We start from the raw sequence: 16,013 nt of genomic DNA, 5'->3' as shown, positions 1-16,013 counted from the left end.
ATTAGCCCTCTTCTTGATCCCCATTAAGATCCCTCTACCTCTTCTTAAGTAACATCACTCCCATTGTTAGCCTGCTCGTAATTTCGGTGGGTAATATTTTTCTATTATAAGCTATAACGGAGTGAGCTATGTCCATTATTGAGAGTGGTGGCGGGATCAGCCGACGAACACTCGTTAAATCCACCGCGCTGGGTTCGCTGGCGCTGGCGGCAGGCAGTTTTTCTCTTCCTTTTGGCATGCGCGCCGCGGCTGCTGCGGTTCAAAGCGCCCTGCAACCCGCCGAAGATAAAGTGGTATGGGGCGCGTGCTCCGTGAACTGTGGTAGTCGCTGTGCGTTACGTTCTCACGTGCGCGATAACGAGGTCTACTGGGTCGAGACCGATAACACCGGGGATGATGTTTACGGTAATCACCAGGTTCGCGCCTGTCTGCGCGGGCGTTCAATCCGCCGTCGCATCAACCACCCGGATCGTCTGAACTATCCGATGAAACGCGTGGGCAAACGGGGCGAAGGCAAATTTGAACGTATCTCCTGGGATGAAGCGCTGAACACCATCGCCGACAGCCTGAAAGGAACGGTCGAGAAATACGGTAACGAGGCTGTCTACATTAATTACTCCTCGGGTATCGTGGGCGGCAATATCACCCGCTCTTCCCCTTCTGCTTCTATTATTGCCCGCCTGATGGCCATTTATGGCGGCTTCCTCGGCCAGTACGGCACTTACAGTACGGCGCAAATCGCCTATGCGATGCCTTACACCTACGGCTCCAATGAAGGCAACAGCACGTCAGACATCGAAAACACCAAACTGGTGGTGATGTTTGGCAACAATCCGGCCGAAACCCGTATGAGCGGAGGCGGAATCACTTATTTTCTGGAACAGGCGCGCGAGCGTTCCGGCGCGCGGATGATCGTTATCGACCCGCATTATACCGATACCGCTGCCGGGCGCGAAGATGAGTGGATCCCCATCCGTCCAGGCACCGATGCCGCGCTGGTTGCCGGTATTGCCTGGGTCTTAATTAACGAAAACATGGTCGACCAGCCCTTCCTGGACAAGTACTGCGTCGGGTATGACGAAAAAACCCTGCCGGAAGGCGCACCAGCTAATGGTCATTACAAAGCCTATATTTTAGGTCAGGGTGATGACGGCATTGCCAAAACGCCGCAATGGGCCTCTGCCGTGACCGGCATCCCCGCCGATCGTATTGTCAAACTGGCGCGTGAAATTGGCCAAACCAAACCCGCCTGTATTTGCCAGGGCTGGGGCCCGCAACGTCAGGCGAACGGCGAACTGACCTCCCGCGCTATCGCGATGCTGCCTATTCTGACCGGGAACGTCGGGATCAACGGCGGAAACAGCGGCGCGCGAGAGTCCACCTATACCATTACCATTGAACGTATGCCGATGCCGGAAAACCCGGTAAAAACCAAAATCTCCTGCTTTACCTGGACCGATGCCATTGCGCGCGGGCCGGAGATGACAGCCCTGCGTGATGGCGTTCAGGGTAAAGACAAACTCGACGTCCCCATCAAATTTATCTGGAACTACGCCGGAAACACCATCACCAACCAGCATGGCGACATCAACCATACCCATGACGTTTTACAGGACGACAAGAAATGCGAAATGATTGTCGTCATTGAGAATTTCATGACCTCGTCGGCAATGTACGCGGATATCCTGCTGCCTGATTTAATGACCGTTGAGCAGGAAGATATCATTCCGAACGATTACGCGGGGAACATGGGTTATCTGATCTTTATCCAGCCGGTTACCGCACCGAAATTCGAGCGCAAACCGATTTACTGGATAACCAGCGAGATCGCCAGACGCCTTGGGCCGGATATTTACCAGAAATTCACCGAAGGGCGCACACAGGAAGAGTGGCTTAAGTATCTTTACGCCAAAATGCTGGCAAAAGATCCTCAGTTGCCCTCCTATGACGATTTGAAAAAAATGGGGATTTACAAGCGTAAAGACCCCGCCGGGCACTATGTGGCCTATAAAAAATTCCGTGACGATCCGCAGGCTAACCCGCTGAAAACGCCCTCTGGCAAAATTGAAATCTACTCCAGCAGCCTGGCTAACATTGCCAATACCTGGGAGATTCCTGAGGGGGAAGTGATCAGTCCGTTACCGGTCTACGCCTCGACGCCGGAAGGTTGGGACGACCCGGCGCGTAGCAAATATCCGCTACAGCTGTTCGGTTTCCATTACAAATCCAGGACGCACTCCAGCTACGGGAATATCGATATCCTTGAGGCCGCCTGCCGCCAGGAAGTGTGGATTAACCCGATTGATGCGCAAAAACGCGGCATTGCCAGTGGGGATACCGTCAGGGTGTTCAACGGCCGCGGCGAAGTACGCATTGCGGCCAAAGTGACACCGCGCATCATGCCGGGCGTGAGCGCCATGGGCCAGGGCGCCTGGCACAACGCCGATATGAATGGCGATCGCGTTGATCATGGTGGTTGCGTGAACACTTTAACCACCCACCGTCCGTCGCCACTGGCGAAAGGTAACCCGCAGCACACCAATCTGGTCGAAATCGAAAAGGTTTAAGGAGTAGCCGATGAGCACACAATATGGATTTTATATCGACTCCGCACGCTGCACCGGCTGCAAAACCTGTGAGCTGGCGTGTAAGGATTACAAGAACTTAACCCCGGATGTCAGCTTCCGCCGCATTTATGAATACGCGGGTGGAGACTGGCAGGAAGATAACGGCGTCTGGCACCAGAACGTTTTCGCCTATTACCTCTCCATCGCCTGTAACCACTGCGAGGATCCGGCCTGTACCAAAGTCTGCCCCAGCGGGGCGATGCACAAACGCGAAGACGGCTTTGTGGTGGTGGACGAAGATATCTGCATCGGTTGCCGTTACTGCCATATGGCCTGCCCGTACGGCGCGCCGCAGTTCAACGCCGAAAAAGGGCACATGACCAAGTGCGACGGCTGCTACAGTCGCGTCGCCGAGGGGCATAAACCCATTTGTGTGGAATCCTGTCCGCTGCGTGCGCTGGATTTCGGCCCGATTGACGAGCTGCGCAAAAAACACGGTGAGCTGGCGGCTGTCGCCCCGCTCCCGGCGTCGCACTTCACGAAGCCGTGCATCGTGATTAAACCTAACGCCAACAGCCGCCCGACAGGGGATACCACCGGCTATCTGGCAAATCCGCTGGAGGTGTAAGATGGGAAACGGATGGCATGAATGGCCGCTGGTGCTGTTCACCGTGTTAGGGCAATGCGTGGCGGGTGGTCTAATCGTCACCGGTATGGGCTGGATGGCGGCGAAAGACGATGCGCCCGGTCAGCGTCGCATCACGCTGAGCATGTTCTTTCTGTGGGTACTCATGGGGATCGGTTTTGTCGCCTCCATGATGCACCTGGGTTCACCGATGCGCGCGCTTAACTCGTTAAACCGCGTGGGCGCCTCTGCGCTGAGTAATGAAATCGCCGCGGGGTCGTTGTTTTTTGCTGTCGGCGGCTTCTGGTGGCTGGTCACCGTGCTCGGGAAAATGCCCGCTGCGCTGGGCAGAATATGGCTGATTGTCAGCATGGTGCTGGGCGTGGTATTTGTCTGGGCCATGACCCGCGTCTATCAGATTGATACCGTTCCGACCTGGTATAACGGTTATACCACTGTCGGATTCTTCCTCACTATGCTACTCGGCGGCCCGTTACTGGCGGCGCTGCTGCTGCGTCTGGCGCACATTACTTTCAACGGCGCGACCTTCGCCTCGCTGAGCGCAGTGGCGTTGCTGGCAAGCCTCGGTCTGGTTATCCTGCAAGGCATGAGCCTTGCAGGGATCCACAGTTCCGTACAGCAGGCCAGCATGCTGGTGCCCGCCTGGGGCGAAATGCAGGTCTGGCGGATGGTCCTGCTGGCTGCTGGCCTCGGCTGCTGGATCTGCCCGCTGGTCATGCGAAAACAACCACGAGCGGTAAGCCTGGTGGCCGGTATCGCGCTGGTGGTCGTAGGTGAGCTGATTGGCCGTGGTCTGTTCTACGGGTTACACATGACTGTCGGCATGGCAGTTGCTGGTTAAGCTGAGTTGCAGGGAACCTAATGACTGACACTTTACATACAGACGATTTCGCCTTTTCGGCACGAATACTGGGTGCGATGTTTTACTACCCGCCGGAAAGCGAGCAGGCTCAAGCGCTGATCGCCGCATTTTGCGAAGGGGAATGGCAAACACAATGGCCGCTGGCACCGGAGGCACTGGTACCGCTCGTGCCCTTATTCTGCGCTGAAAGCGAGGAGACGATTTCCGAGGCCTGGCAGCGATTGTTTATTGGCCCGTGGGCGCTGCCTGCGCCGCCCTGGGGATCCGTCTGGCTGGACAAAGAGAGCGTCCTTTTTGGCGAATCTACACTCGAACTTCGCCAGTGGATGCGTGACAACCAGATAGCCTGGGAGGCCAGCCAGAATGAGCCGGAAGATCATTTTGGCACCCTGCTGATGCTGGCAGCCTGGCTTGTTGAAAATCAGCGCTACACCACCTGCGATGAGCTACTTGCCTGGCATCTTCTGCCCTGGGCCGGGCGCTTTCTTGAAGTTTTTGTAGCGCAAGCCCGTCACCCGTTCTGGCAGGCTACCGGCAGGCTTACGCAATTAACCCTGAGCGACTGGCAGAGCCGTTTATTAATGCCGGTTGCCCAAAAATCGTTATCCCGATAATCAGCTGCATCACGCCCTTAAAGTGACAACGTCACTTTAAGGGCGTGATTTTAAGACAATTCTTTAGCTCCCCTCTTAACCGTTATCCCATCAGCGATGGCGTAAATCATCTGCAAAATCCGCATCTTAAAAGATTCTCCTGAAACTGGAATCCTTCCCAGGTCATTGCTATAGCTCAACTACCCTGCCGAACATGGCATAACAACACGCAACCCTCCGTTGCCATAACGCATGCACACAGGGAGACACACTGCAATGCACACTTCTGCGCTCTCACGCGCCTTGCTGTTTACTGCGGCGATCGTCGTCGTACTGGCGCTCCTGGTCTGGGGTATTGGTCTGGATACCATCAGAGCCCGCCAGGTCGATTTAGTCTATCTCGGGCAACAGCACCTTATTCTGGTGTTCAGCTCCATGTTCTTTGCGCTACTGATCGGTATTCCCAGTGGAATTGCGCTTAGCCGCCCGGCTGCGCGCGGTGTCGCCGAATACGTGATGCAGATTTTTAACGTTGGTAACACGTTACCACCACTGGCTGTGCTTGCCCTGGCGATGGTTATCGTCGGGATTGGTGATAAGCCCGCCATCTTCGCCCTTTTCCTGGCCTCGCTGCTGCCCATTGTGCGAAATACCTATGCAGGGCTCTGCTCGGTTCCGGCAGCCTTGCTGGAAGCCGCGAACGGTATCGGCATGACCAAATGGCAACGGCTCTATCAAGTGGAGTTGCCCAATGCGCTGCCAGTTATCCTCTCCGGAGTGCGTATCGCCACGGCAATTAATGTGGGCACCGCGCCGCTGGCCTTTTTAATCGGCGCCAGCAGTTATGGTGAGCTGATTTTCCCGGGCATTTATCTGAACGATTTCCCGACCTTGATCCTGGGTGCGGCGGCTACCGCTCTGTTTGCCCTGATTCTGGACACGCTGCTGGCGGCGCTCGGGCGTTTTCTGAGTCCTCACTCGGCCTGATAATAAGAAAAGGAATCCCTATGAGACTGACTTCACGCCTGTTGGGGCTATTGAGTGCCACGCTGCTTTTTACCGCCAGCGTGCATGCCGCCCCACTGATTCTGGCGACCAAAAGCTTTACGGAGCAGCACATTCTCTCCGCCCTGACGGTGCAGTATCTGCAAAAAAAAGGGTTCCAGGTGCAGCCGCAAACCAATATTGCCACGGTGATTTCCCGCAACGCGATGATCAACAAACAGGTTGATATGACGTGGGAATATACCGGCACCTCGTTGATTATCTTCAATCATATAAAAGAGCGGATGACGCCAGAGCAGTCTTACGAAACGGTAAAACGTCTGGATGCAAAACACGGTCTGGTGTGGCTAAAACCCGCCAACATGAACAATACCTACGCCTTTGCCATGCAGCGCAAACGCGCGGAAGCCGAGCACATCAACACCATGTCGGACATGGTGGCGAAGATTGAGCAGATTCGGAAGAGCGATCCCAAACACAACTGGATGCTGGGGCTGGATCTTGAATTCTCCGGACGTAGCGATGGCATGAAACCCTTCCAGCAGGCCTATAACCTGGCGCTGGACAGGCCGCAAATCCGTCAGATGGATCCCGGGCTGGTTTATAACGCCGTCCGTGATGGTTTCGTCGATGCCGGTCTGGTCTACACGACAGATGGTCGGGTAAAAGGCTTCGATTTGAAAGTGCTGGAAGACGACAAAGGTTTCTTCCCCAGCTATGCCGTAACGCCGGTCGTGCGGAAAGACACGCTGGCAGCCAACCCGGGGCTGGAAGAGGCGCTTAATACGCTCTCCGGCCTGCTCAATAACGACGTCATCATGACGCTCAACGCAAAAGTCGATATTGACCATCAGACGCCACAGCAGGTGGCGCACGACTTCCTGCGTGAGAAAGGTCTGCTGTAAGGAGCGCCTGTGGATACGATTCATTACATGATTGATAACTGGAGCTATCTGGCAATGCTCACCGTGCAGCACCTCTGGCTGGTACTGCTTGCTGTCGGTCTGGCCATTGTGACGGGCGTGCCGCTGGGGATCCTTATCGTAAGGCATAAATGGCTGGCAACGCCGGTGCTGGGACTGGCAACCATTGTCCTGACCATCCCGTCGATTGCCTTGTTCGGTTTGATGATCCCGCTGTTTTCGCTGGTCGGTCAGGGGATCGGCGCCCTGCCCGCTATCACCGCCGTGTTCCTTTATTCTTTACTGCCTATAGTCCGGAACACCCATACGGCGCTGGACAGCCTGCCTCCAGGCCTGCGCGAAGCCGGGCGCGGTATTGGCATGACCTTCTGGCAACGTCTGCGATGGGTAGAAATACCCATGGCGCTGCCGGTGATTTTCGGCGGTATTCGTACTGCCGTAGTGATGAATATTGGCGTTATGGCCATTGCGGCAGTTATCGGCGCTGGCGGTCTTGGGCTGCTGTTACTCAATGGTATCGGCGGCAGCGATATCCGCATGCTGATTGCGGGCGCGCTGATGATCTGTTTACTGGCCATCGTGCTTGACTGGTTACTGCATCGCTTGCAGGTGGTACTGACACCGAAGGGGATTCGATAATGATAAAACTGGAAAATTTGACCAAACAATTTACACAGAAAAATGGCCAGACCGTTAAGGCTGTCGACAACATCAACTTGCACGTGCCGCAGGGTGAAATGTGCGTATTGTTGGGCCCGTCCGGCTGCGGCAAAACGACCACGCTTAAGATGATTAACCGCCTGATTATGCCCAGCAGCGGTAAAATCCTGGTCAATGACAACGATACCAGCGAAATGGACATCGTCAGCCTGCGTCGCAATCTTGGCTATGTTATCCAGCAGATCGGTTTGTTTCCCAACATGACCATTGAAGAGAATATTACCGTGGTGCCGCGCATGCTGGGCTGGGATAAAGCCCGCTGTAAAAGCCGCGCCGAAGAGCTCATGGAGATGGTGGCGCTCGATGCGAAAAAATTCCTTCACCGCTACCCGCGTGAAATGTCCGGCGGCCAGCAGCAGCGTATCGGGGTGATTCGCGCACTGGCGGCAGATCCGCCGGTCCTGCTGATGGATGAACCGTTCGGCGCGGTCGACCCCATTAACCGCGAAGTGATCCAGAATCAATTTCTTGAGATGCAGCGCACGTTGAAAAAGACGGTCATGCTGGTCAGTCACGACATTGATGAGGCGTTAAAGCTGGGCGACCGGATTGCGGTATTCCGCCAGGGACGTATTGTTCAATGCGCCAGCCCGGACGAGCTGCTGGCGAAACCGGCTAACGAGTTTGTCGGTTCTTTCGTCGGTCAGGACCGCACATTGAAACGCCTGCTATTGGTTTCTGCAGGCGACGTCACCGATCAACAACCTACGCTGACGGTACGTGAGTCGACGGCCGCGCAGGAGGCGTTCGCAATGATGGATGATAACGATATTCGCGCGATTACCGTGGTCGATGGCGACGGTAAACCGCTGGGCTTTGTGAAACGTCGGGAAGCGCGCGGCGCGCAGGGCGACTGCGCCGGGCTGTTGCATCCATTCCGTATCACCGGGAAAGCTGAGGATAATCTGCGCGTGGTTCTGTCAAAATTGTATGAGAGTAACACCAGCTGGATGCCCATTGTTGATGAAGCCGGGCGCTATAACGGGGAGATTTCACAGGATTATATCGCGGATTATTTAAGCTCCGGCAAAACACGTCGGGTGCTGAATATTCACAGCGATGCCTGATCCCGGCTGGCGCGACACTTAACCGGGCTACGTATGTGCTGCATGAAACGTGTAGCCCGGATCGGGCGCTTGCGCCGCCATCCGGGTCTGGCAGTCGGTTTACGCCAGCACGCGCTCGGCGGCCAGCATCCCCTTCGCCATCTGCAAATTGATATAATGCGCCAGGTCGCGCTGTTCGGCGCGCGGTAAATAAGGCAGCTCGCCCACCAGCGGTGCAGGCAGCTTGCGGCTGAGAACATTGATGATTTCAGCGTAATGCGCGAGCCCTGGATTAATACGGTTGGCCACCCAGCCAATCAGCGGCAGACCATCGCTGGCGATAGCTTGTGCGGTCAATAGCGCATGGTTGATGCAGCCTTCCTGTATTCCGACCACCATCAACACGCCCATTTGCTCCTGCACAACCCATTCGGAAAGCGGACGCAGATCGTTCATCAGGCTACGCCAACCTCCTGTCCCTTCCACTACCACGTGATCAACCTGATCGCACAGGCTCGCCAGGCCATTGGACAACAGGGTGTAATTAATCGCAGAACTGTGCGCCACGCTACTTTCATCTTCGCTAAACGCAATGGGATTGACAGCAGAATACGGTAAATCAATTGAAGAGACGCTTTGCAGCACCAGCGCATCTTTATTGCGCAGGCCTTCCGGCGTCTCTTTACTCCCTTTAGCGACTGGCTTGTAACCCGCGACGGTACTGCCGCCAGCGGCCAGCGCCTGTAGCAGCGCGCGGGACACCACTGTCTTCCCGACAGACGTATCAGTACCCGTTACAAAGAAACGCTTAAGCATCGCTAACTCCACCGTTATGCTACGAAAATATAAATCAGGAAAATAATTCAGTAGCGAAAGTCTACGTTAGGGCTACGGTGTTCAGCTTGAGATAGCGCAATTTTTAGTAGAACAGTGTAAAAATGTTACCCCTGCAACAAACGAATCAGCAAGGATCCGTTATACATCGCGTCCTTCACCAGCGCCGCACCGGCCATGGTGCCCTGATTGGTAAACTGTGTGCTTTCGACGGCAATATGTTTGCTGTAGGCGGGCAGCGCCTGCTGGCGAATGCAGTCAGCAATCGCCGGGAAGAGGATATCCGCCGCCTTACTGAGCGGCGAACCAATGAGGATTTTTTGCGGATTGAATAAATTCACCATGATGGCGAGAATGCGACCGACATTCGCACCCACGCCGCTGATAATATCCTTCGCCAGTAAATCGCCCTGCTGCGCCGCATCGCATAATGATTCTACTGTCAGCGGTTGTTGGTGCAGCATCGAGCTCATCGACTGACTCATGCGTAGTTGTGCCAGCTCCAGCACACTCTCCACGCTGGCAATGGTTTCCAGACACCCGTGGTTACCGCAGTAGCAGCGTTTACCGTACGGGTCGACCTGCGTATGGCCGATCTCCACCAGGCTACTGCTACCCGCGTGGAGCAGGCGACCGTCGGTGATCACTCCGGCCCCGACGTTATGGTCAATAACCACCTGGATAACATCACGCGCCCCACGCGACGCGCCAAACAGCGCCTCAGCCATGGTCCAGGCGCTGATGTCATGCTGCACATAGACCGGCACGCCGGTATGCTGTTCCAGCATTTCGCCAAGCGGCATATCTTTGACGTCTTCATAAAACGGCATGCGGTGCACAATGCCATGTTCCGTGTCGATAATTCCTGGCAGGGTGATGGCGATGGCGGTTAAACGCTCCAGCTTTTGCTGATGGCGAATAAAGAACTGATCGATATGAACAATGATGCGCTGTAGCAGCGGCTTATCGTCGGTCAGCGGAAGCTCCTGCCGCTCCTCAACCACCAGTTTGCTGCTTAAATCACGCAATGAGAGAAAGATCTCCCCACGGCTGATGCGCAAAGAGAGGTAATGCCAGGCTTCGGTCTCAACCACCAGCCCAACAGCTGGCCGCCCGCGGCTACCCGGCTCCTGAATTTCAGTCTCCTGTACCAGGTGCGCTTCAAGCATTTCCCGCACAATCTTGGTAATACTGGCCGGCGCAAGCTGCGCCAGACGTGACAGATCGATGCGCGACACCGGGCCAAGCTGATCAATAAGGCGGTAGACAGCCCCTGCATTGGTCTGCTTAATTTGATCAATATGCCCAGGCTGACTATCAGCAACCACCTCTGACTCCCTTTATTTTCGAGCTCGAAATAAACTTTGGGATATGGTGAAGCACTTCAATAGTCGCCGTCAAATATTTACGTAGGCTTGTGATTTACCGCACGTTTTGCAGGCGTATACTGACCATTTTTTATGCATTCACAGCAGAAATGAGTTGCTGTCTGAAACGCTGTGCCGCGGTTCCCTGTTCATGATGCTTTGCCCATACGAGCCACATTTCCGAGACCGCATCCGTTTCCAGGATCGGTACCCAGCGCATTTCTTTAAGCTGCACACGTCGAAATGAGGCAGGTAAAATCGACACGCCGAGCCCCGCCGCAACCAGACCAATGATAGTCATCGCCTCCCCCACCTCCTGAGTAATCAACGGCGTCAGGTGATAACGGCGCAATAATCCGAGAATATCGTCATACAGACCGGTACCCACATGCGGGTCGAAAAAGACAAACGGCTCACGCGCCAGTTCCGCCAGTGAAACGCCGGGTTTCGCAGCCAGAGGGTGATCGCGATGAATCATCGCCAGCAACGGCTCTCGCAAAATGACCTGCCAGGCCAGCGTGTCAGGCAGTAGGGTATTGCGCATCAACCCGAGGTCAAGTTTGCCCTCATTGAGCGGGGCAATCTGCTCACGGGTATTGATTTCCCGGGTCTGGATATGCACATCCGGAAAACGCTGGCGAAACGACGACAGGGTGTCTGATACCGCAGTAATAAACGGCGCCGATGAGGTAAATCCAATACGCAAATCCCCGGTTTCGCCCTGGTGCAGTCGGGCCGCCCGGCTAACGGCATCATCCACCTGGCTTAATATCTGCCGACTGTCTGCCAGAAACTGTCGGCCTGCGGGCGTCAGCGACACGCTGCGATTAGTCCGCGCCAGTAGCTTCGCGCCAATTTGCTGCTCAAGGATTTGGATTTGCTGGCTAAGCGGCGGCTGGGAAATATTTAACCGCGCCGCCGCATGACCAAAATGCAGTTCCTCAGCAACGGCAATAAAATAACGAAGATGGCGAAGCTCGATATTCATATTTTAAACGTATCATTTGAGATTATTAATATATTAGACAGAACAATGCCTGTTTCATACCCTTAAATACATCCCCGCCTGACCGGGATGTAAACTTAAGGATTTCAAGTGAGCCGTACAACTACCGTTGACACTCTTCCGGCAAGTGGTGTTGATGAAAATAATCGTTCTTTGCCGACACAATTTATTAAACGTGGTACCCCCCAATTTATGCGCGTCACTCTGGCGCTCTTCTCCGCCGGACTGGCCACCTTCGCCCTGCTCTATTGCGTACAGCCTATTTTGCCCGTGCTGTCGCAGGAATTTGGCGTCTCCCCGGCAAACAGCAGTATTTCCCTGTCCATTTCTACCGCCATGCTGGCTATCGGTCTGTTATTTACCGGTCCGCTATCAGATGCAATTGGCCGCAAGAAAGTGATGGTCACCGCTTTATTGCTGGCCTCATGTTGTACGCTGCTCTCAACGCTGATGACCAGCTGGCACGGCATTCTGCTTATGCGCGCTCTGCTTGGGCTGTCATTGAGTGGGGTTGCCGCCGTGGGCATGACCTACCTCAGTGAAGAGATCCACCCGAGCTTTGTCGCCTTTTCCATGGGGCTGTACATTAGCGGCAACTCGATTGGCGGCATGAGCGGACGTCTTATTAGCGGCGTATTCACGGATTTTTTTAACTGGCGTATCGCACTGGCCGCCATTGGGTGTTTTGCGCTGGCTGCCGCGTTAATGTTCTGGCGTATCTTGCCGGAGTCACGCCATTTTCGCCCAAGCTCGCTACGCCCGCGCACCTTATTCATTAATTTCCGTCTGCACTGGCGCGATAAAGGATTGCCCTTATTATTTCTTGAGGGATTCCTGTTAATGGGTTCGTTCGTTACCCTGTTTAATTACATTGGTTATCGGTTAATGCAGTCGCCGTGGTTTTTAAGTCAGGCGGTGGTGGGATTACTTTCCGTCGCCTATTTAACCGGGACCTGGAGTTCGCCTCGCGCCGGGGCAATGACCGCCAAATATGGCCGTGGGCCGGTAATGGTGGCCTCGATTGCGATTATGCTTTCCGGTCTTTTATTAACCTTATTCCCTTCACTGTGGACGATTTTTATCGGCATGTTGCTTTTTACTGCTGGTTTCTTCGCCTCCCACTCTGTCGCCAGTAGCTGGATTGGCCCACGCGCGCGCCGCGCCAAAGGGCAAGCTTCATCGCTGTATTTATTCAGTTATTATCTGGGCTCAAGTATCGCAGGTACGCTCGGTGGCGTGTTCTGGCATAACTATGGCTGGAATGGCGTAGGCGGCTTTATTGCGCTGATGCTGTTACTGGCGTTATGTGTCGGCAGCAGACTCCACCGCCGCTTACGTTAAAGCGGTATGAGGTAACCGATAACCCCGGGCTTTTTCCGGGGTTTTTATTCTGTACCCGAGCTCAGGCCGGTTGTTCATTGCCCCCCATAAACCAGCGCATAACTTTTTTGTCCGTTGCTAACGGCCTGAATCTCTGTACTCTCATTAACATCGTTCCGAACTCGCTTGCAGAGGCAATATGGATAACAATCAAAACTATCAATCCCTTACCCGCACCTTCACTCGTCTGAGCCGGTTTCAACACCTCTCCGCCATCGCTGGCTGGGACATGTTCGCCATGATGCCGCCGGGGGGGAGCACCGCCCGTGGCGAAGCGCTGGCTGAACTGGGTGTGTTACAGCACCAAATTCTGACCGATAAAAAGGTCGGTGAATGGCTACAAAATGCCCTTTCCGAGGATCTCAATGATGTTGAGCAGGCAAACCTGCGTGAGATGACGCGCCAGTACCAGCAGGCCGCGTTGTTACCGGAGTCGCTGGTTGAAGCGAAAGCGCTGGCGGGCAGCAAATGCGAACATGCCTGGCGCACTCAGCGTCCGGCGAACGACTGGACCGGCTTTAGCGCCAATTTGAAAGAGGTCGTCAAACTCAGCCGCGAGGAGGCGAAGATCCGCGCCCGGGCGAAAGGTTGCTCGCCGTATGACGCCCTTCTGGATATTTTCGAACCGGACATGACCAGCGCCCGTCTGGACGTGCTGTTCGCCGACCTGAAATCCTGGCTCCCGGACCTGCTGCAGCGTGTGGTTGACAAACAGTCGCGTGAAACGCTGATCGCGCCAGTCGGCCCCTTCCCCGTCGCTACCCAGCGTGAGCTGGGGCTGGAAGCAATGACGCTCCTCGGTTTCGATTTTAACGCCGGGCGGCTGGACGTGAGTGCGCACCCGTTCTGCGGCGGCGTGCCGGAAGATGTCCGCATCACCACCCGCTATGATGAAAATGAACTGCTCAGCGCGCTTTTCGGTGTGGTTCACGAAACCGGGCACGCTCGTTATGAACAAAACCTGCCGCGTCAGTGGCTGGGGCAACCGGTCGCGCTGGCGCGTTCTACCGCCATCCATGAATCGCAAAGCCTGTTTTTTGAAATGCAGCTTGGTCGCAGCGAAGCCTTCCTGAAACGTCTGCTGCCCGCGATTATTCAACGTTTCGGCGCACAACCCGCGTTTGAAGAGGGTAACTTTATTGCCTGGAACCAGCGGGTCAAACCGGGTTTTATCCGCGTCGATGCCGACGAAGTCAGTTATCCGGCCCATGTGATCCTGCGCTACGAAATTGAGCGGGCATTGATTAATGGCGAGATAGAAGTGGACGATATCCCTGCCCTGTGGAATGAAAAAATGCTGGCGTGGCTGGGCTTATCCACCGAAGGCAACTACCGTAACGGCTGTATGCAGGATATCCACTGGACGGATGGCGGATTTGGCTACTTCCCGTCATATACACTGGGCGCGATGTATGCCGCTCAATTATTCCAGGCCGCACGTACCGCACTGCCAGGACTCGACGATGCCATCGCGCAAGGCGATTTTTCCGCGCTGTTTGACTGGCTGCGACAGAATATCTGGCAGCACGGCAGCCGTTTCTCCACCTCACAGCTGATTGAACAGGCTACCGGCGAGGCGTTGAACAGCCGCTATTTCCGTCAGCATTTGACGACACGTTATTTGTAATCGTCCCCGGCACAGCTCGCACGCTGATCTGTGCCGGCTCACACTCTGAAAGGCAAAATATGATTGTGCTTCACCCCATGTCTGAAACGGATTTTGCAGGTTTTCTGGCCTATTTTATTCCTGACTATGCTGAGGAAATTGCCGCTAATTATCACTTATCCCAGGAGGAGGCGGTAGCGCAGGCAAAACGGGAAATCGCCGCCAGCTTGCCTGACGGTGAGAAAACGCAAGGTCAAAGCCTGAAAAGCATCGTGCATACGGACAACGGCGGCGAACAACAGATTGGCTACTTGTGGTATCGGGCAAATACGGAGGATCAATCGGCATTTATTTATGATTTTTACCTTCTACCCGCGTTTCGCAGTCAGGGACTCGGTAGCCGCGCGATGCAAAGCCTGGAGGCTCTGCTCACGGGCCAGGGTATCCGGCAAATCAAATTACGCGTCGCTGCCGAAAATGCACATGCCAAAAAAGTTTATGAAGCTAATGGCTATCAGGTCACCGGCTATAACATGAATAAATTGCTTTAAATCCTGCCAGGGGGTGATGCGTCTGGTGTCCTCACTGTCTTTCAGCCCCTTTTTTGGCGTCATTGCGGCAATAATGATGACATCCACCTTACGGATGTACATTGGATAGCTGATAAAGATAATTTTAATCAACTGAAAATAAACACTTTTTCATTCTCGCAGCAACCCTGAGCTGTGACCCCCGGCTCGTTTGTACATCCCGTTACACGCCGAAACCAATCACTCACGGAAAGAGCGCATCGGTGTGGGTATAGTCTCTTCAACGGCCCCGCAGTGGGGTTGAACGATGAAACCAAATTCGAGGATATCAGAATGAAAAAAGTATTAGCTCTGGTTGTTGCCGCTGCTATGGGTCTGTCTTCTGTTGCGTTCGCTGCTGATACTGCGGCCACAACTGCGGCACCTGCTCCTGCTGCTACCACCACAACTGCTGCTCCGGCTGCTGCTCCGGCTAAAACCACTCATGTGAAAAAAGTTCACAAGAAAAAAACCGTTGCACAGAAAGCTCAGGCAGCTAAGAAAAAACATCACAAAAAAGCAGCCGCTAAACCAGCTGTAGAGCAGAAAGCTCAGGCTGCCAAGAAAAAACACCACAAAAAAGTTGCCGCTAAACCGGCTGTAGAGCAGAAAGCTCAGGCTGCTAAAAAACACCATAAAAAACACGTAAAACACACTGCAACTAAACCAGCTGCTCAACCGGCTGCATAAGTTACCGTGTAATACCCCGCCTGCTGTACAGGCTGAGTAAATCGTCGGCGCTGAACCCTGAGGTGAAGCGCCGTTTTTCTCTGGAGGGCCTATGCTGCGACGTTATCGTTTTGAGTTCATCCTGTTAATGCTAATTGTTTGCGCGCTCATTGCCCTTCGGCTTTTTCTTTCCTGATGTAGCACGCTGATTTTGCTCCCA

The 16,013-nt window shown here is 54.5% G+C and carries 16 protein-coding genes; 13 read left to right on the top strand and 3 right to left on the bottom strand.

Annotated elements, in window-relative coordinates; translation table 11 throughout:
* Nucleotides 1-128: 128 nt before the first annotated feature.
* The 8 genes from ynfE to osmV all read left to right on the top strand — a co-directional run bounded on the left by ynfE (nt 129) and on the right by osmV (nt 8,383).
* Entirely contained in the window at nt 129-2,567 is a 2,439-nt protein-coding gene (gene ynfE, locus AB182_RS11365; RefSeq protein WP_047370180.1) for a selenate/tellurate reductase subunit YnfE, read from the top strand.
* A gap of 10 nt (nt 2,568-2,577) precedes the next feature.
* On the top strand, nt 2,578-3,195 hold the full coding sequence (locus AB182_RS11360) for a DMSO/selenate family reductase complex B subunit (protein ID WP_047370179.1): 618 nt from the start codon (nt 2,578-2,580) through the stop codon (nt 3,193-3,195).
* Nucleotide 3,196: 1 nt separating this feature from the next.
* On the top strand, nt 3,197-4,054 hold the full coding sequence (locus tag AB182_RS11355) for a dimethyl sulfoxide reductase anchor subunit family protein (RefSeq protein ID WP_047370178.1): 858 nt from the start codon (nt 3,197-3,199) through the stop codon (nt 4,052-4,054).
* A 20-nt stretch (nt 4,055-4,074) separates the two neighbouring features.
* The gene (dmsD, locus tag AB182_RS11350) at nt 4,075-4,689 is read left to right on the top strand and encodes a Tat proofreading chaperone DmsD (RefSeq protein WP_047370177.1); all 615 of its coding nucleotides are present in this window, start codon (nt 4,075-4,077) and stop codon (nt 4,687-4,689) included.
* Nucleotides 4,690-4,944: 255 nt separating this feature from the next.
* Complete coding sequence (osmY, locus tag AB182_RS11345) at nt 4,945-5,655, top strand: osmoprotectant ABC transporter permease OsmY (protein ID WP_047370176.1); 711 nt, start codon at nt 4,945-4,947, stop codon at nt 5,653-5,655.
* A gap of 20 nt (nt 5,656-5,675) precedes the next feature.
* Nucleotides 5,676-6,578, top strand: a complete 903-nt coding sequence (gene osmX / locus AB182_RS11340; RefSeq protein WP_047370175.1) for an osmoprotectant ABC transporter substrate-binding protein OsmX — start codon at nt 5,676-5,678, stop codon at nt 6,576-6,578.
* A 9-nt stretch (nt 6,579-6,587) separates the two neighbouring features.
* Nucleotides 6,588-7,235 carry an osmoprotectant ABC transporter permease OsmW gene (gene osmW, locus AB182_RS11335; protein WP_047370174.1) on the top strand — a complete coding sequence of 216 codons (648 nt, stop codon included), beginning with the start codon at nt 6,588-6,590 and terminating at the stop codon, nt 7,233-7,235.
* Complete coding sequence (osmV, locus tag AB182_RS11330; RefSeq protein ID WP_047370173.1) at nt 7,235-8,383, top strand: osmoprotectant ABC transporter ATP-binding protein OsmV; 1,149 nt, start codon at nt 7,235-7,237, stop codon at nt 8,381-8,383. The genes osmW and osmV overlap by 1 nt, the downstream gene beginning before the upstream one ends.
* A 99-nt stretch (nt 8,384-8,482) precedes the next feature.
* Here osmV and bioD read toward each other — a convergent pair whose 3' ends face one another.
* The 3 genes from bioD to AB182_RS11315 form a co-directional block, all read right to left on the bottom strand.
* On the bottom strand, nt 8,483-9,178 hold the full coding sequence (gene bioD / locus AB182_RS11325) for a dethiobiotin synthase (protein ID WP_047370172.1): 696 nt from the start codon (nt 9,176-9,178) through the stop codon (nt 8,483-8,485).
* Between the two features lie 125 nt (nt 9,179-9,303).
* Nucleotides 9,304-10,524 (bottom strand): sugar metabolism global transcriptional regulator Mlc, encoded by a 1,221-nt coding sequence (gene mlc, locus AB182_RS11320; protein WP_047370171.1) that lies wholly within the window; start codon nt 10,522-10,524, stop codon nt 9,304-9,306.
* Between the two features lie 130 nt (nt 10,525-10,654).
* On the bottom strand, nt 10,655-11,551 hold the full coding sequence (locus tag AB182_RS11315; protein WP_047370170.1) for a LysR family transcriptional regulator: 897 nt from the start codon (nt 11,549-11,551) through the stop codon (nt 10,655-10,657).
* 108 nt (nt 11,552-11,659) lie between these two features.
* Between AB182_RS11315 and AB182_RS11310 the strand changes: the two genes are divergently transcribed.
* From AB182_RS11310 to ydgU, 5 genes are all read left to right on the top strand, one after another.
* Nucleotides 11,660-12,910: an MFS transporter gene (locus tag AB182_RS11310; protein WP_047370169.1), complete on the top strand. Its 1,251-nt coding sequence runs from the start codon at nt 11,660-11,662 to the stop codon at nt 12,908-12,910.
* 178 nt (nt 12,911-13,088) lie between these two features.
* Entirely contained in the window at nt 13,089-14,576 is a 1,488-nt protein-coding gene (locus AB182_RS11305) for a carboxypeptidase M32 (protein WP_047370168.1), read from the top strand.
* Between the two features lie 59 nt (nt 14,577-14,635).
* Nucleotides 14,636-15,106, top strand: coding sequence for a GNAT family N-acetyltransferase (locus AB182_RS11300; RefSeq protein ID WP_047370167.1), 471 nt, complete (start codon nt 14,636-14,638; stop codon nt 15,104-15,106).
* Between the two features lie 312 nt (nt 15,107-15,418).
* Nucleotides 15,419-15,814, top strand: coding sequence for an acid resistance repetitive basic protein Asr (asr, locus tag AB182_RS11295; RefSeq protein WP_047370166.1), 396 nt, complete (start codon nt 15,419-15,421; stop codon nt 15,812-15,814).
* A gap of 91 nt (nt 15,815-15,905) precedes the next feature.
* Nucleotides 15,906-15,989: a small membrane protein YdgU gene (gene ydgU, locus AB182_RS33465; protein ID WP_090088754.1), complete on the top strand. Its 84-nt coding sequence runs from the start codon at nt 15,906-15,908 to the stop codon at nt 15,987-15,989.
* Nucleotides 15,990-16,013: the final 24 nt, after the last annotated feature.

Origin of the sequence: Phytobacter ursingii (assembly GCF_001022135.1) — a bacterium.
In the GTDB taxonomy this organism is placed as follows: Bacteria; Pseudomonadota; Gammaproteobacteria; order Enterobacterales; family Enterobacteriaceae; genus Phytobacter; species Phytobacter ursingii.
The sequence above is the reverse complement of the archived record's forward strand: the minus strand, read 5'-3'. Positions and strand labels throughout refer to the sequence as shown.

What these genes read in the sequence shown, in the direction of transcription:
- ynfE (WP_047370180.1), top strand. Translation starts at nt 129, where the DNA reads ATGTCCATTATTGAGAGTGGTGGCGGGATCAGCCGACGAACACTCGTT.
- AB182_RS11360 (WP_047370179.1), top strand. Translation starts at nt 2,578, where the DNA reads ATGAGCACACAATATGGATTTTATATCGACTCCGCACGCTGCACCGGC.
- AB182_RS11355 (WP_047370178.1), top strand. Translation starts at nt 3,197, where the DNA reads ATGGGAAACGGATGGCATGAATGGCCGCTGGTGCTGTTCACCGTGTTA.
- dmsD (WP_047370177.1), top strand. Translation starts at nt 4,075, where the DNA reads ATGACTGACACTTTACATACAGACGATTTCGCCTTTTCGGCACGAATA.
- osmY (WP_047370176.1), top strand. Translation starts at nt 4,945, where the DNA reads ATGCACACTTCTGCGCTCTCACGCGCCTTGCTGTTTACTGCGGCGATC.
- osmX (WP_047370175.1), top strand. Translation starts at nt 5,676, where the DNA reads ATGAGACTGACTTCACGCCTGTTGGGGCTATTGAGTGCCACGCTGCTT.
- osmV (WP_047370173.1), top strand. Translation starts at nt 7,235, where the DNA reads ATGATAAAACTGGAAAATTTGACCAAACAATTTACACAGAAAAATGGC.
- bioD (WP_047370172.1), bottom strand. Translation starts at nt 9,178, where the DNA reads ATGCTTAAGCGTTTCTTTGTAACGGGTACTGATACGTCTGTCGGGAAG.
- AB182_RS11315 (WP_047370170.1), bottom strand. Translation starts at nt 11,551, where the DNA reads ATGAATATCGAGCTTCGCCATCTTCGTTATTTTATTGCCGTTGCTGAG.
- AB182_RS11305 (WP_047370168.1), top strand. Translation starts at nt 13,089, where the DNA reads ATGGATAACAATCAAAACTATCAATCCCTTACCCGCACCTTCACTCGT.
- AB182_RS11300 (WP_047370167.1), top strand. Translation starts at nt 14,636, where the DNA reads ATGATTGTGCTTCACCCCATGTCTGAAACGGATTTTGCAGGTTTTCTG.
- asr (WP_047370166.1), top strand. Translation starts at nt 15,419, where the DNA reads ATGAAAAAAGTATTAGCTCTGGTTGTTGCCGCTGCTATGGGTCTGTCT.
- ydgU (WP_090088754.1), top strand. Translation starts at nt 15,906, where the DNA reads ATGCTGCGACGTTATCGTTTTGAGTTCATCCTGTTAATGCTAATTGTT.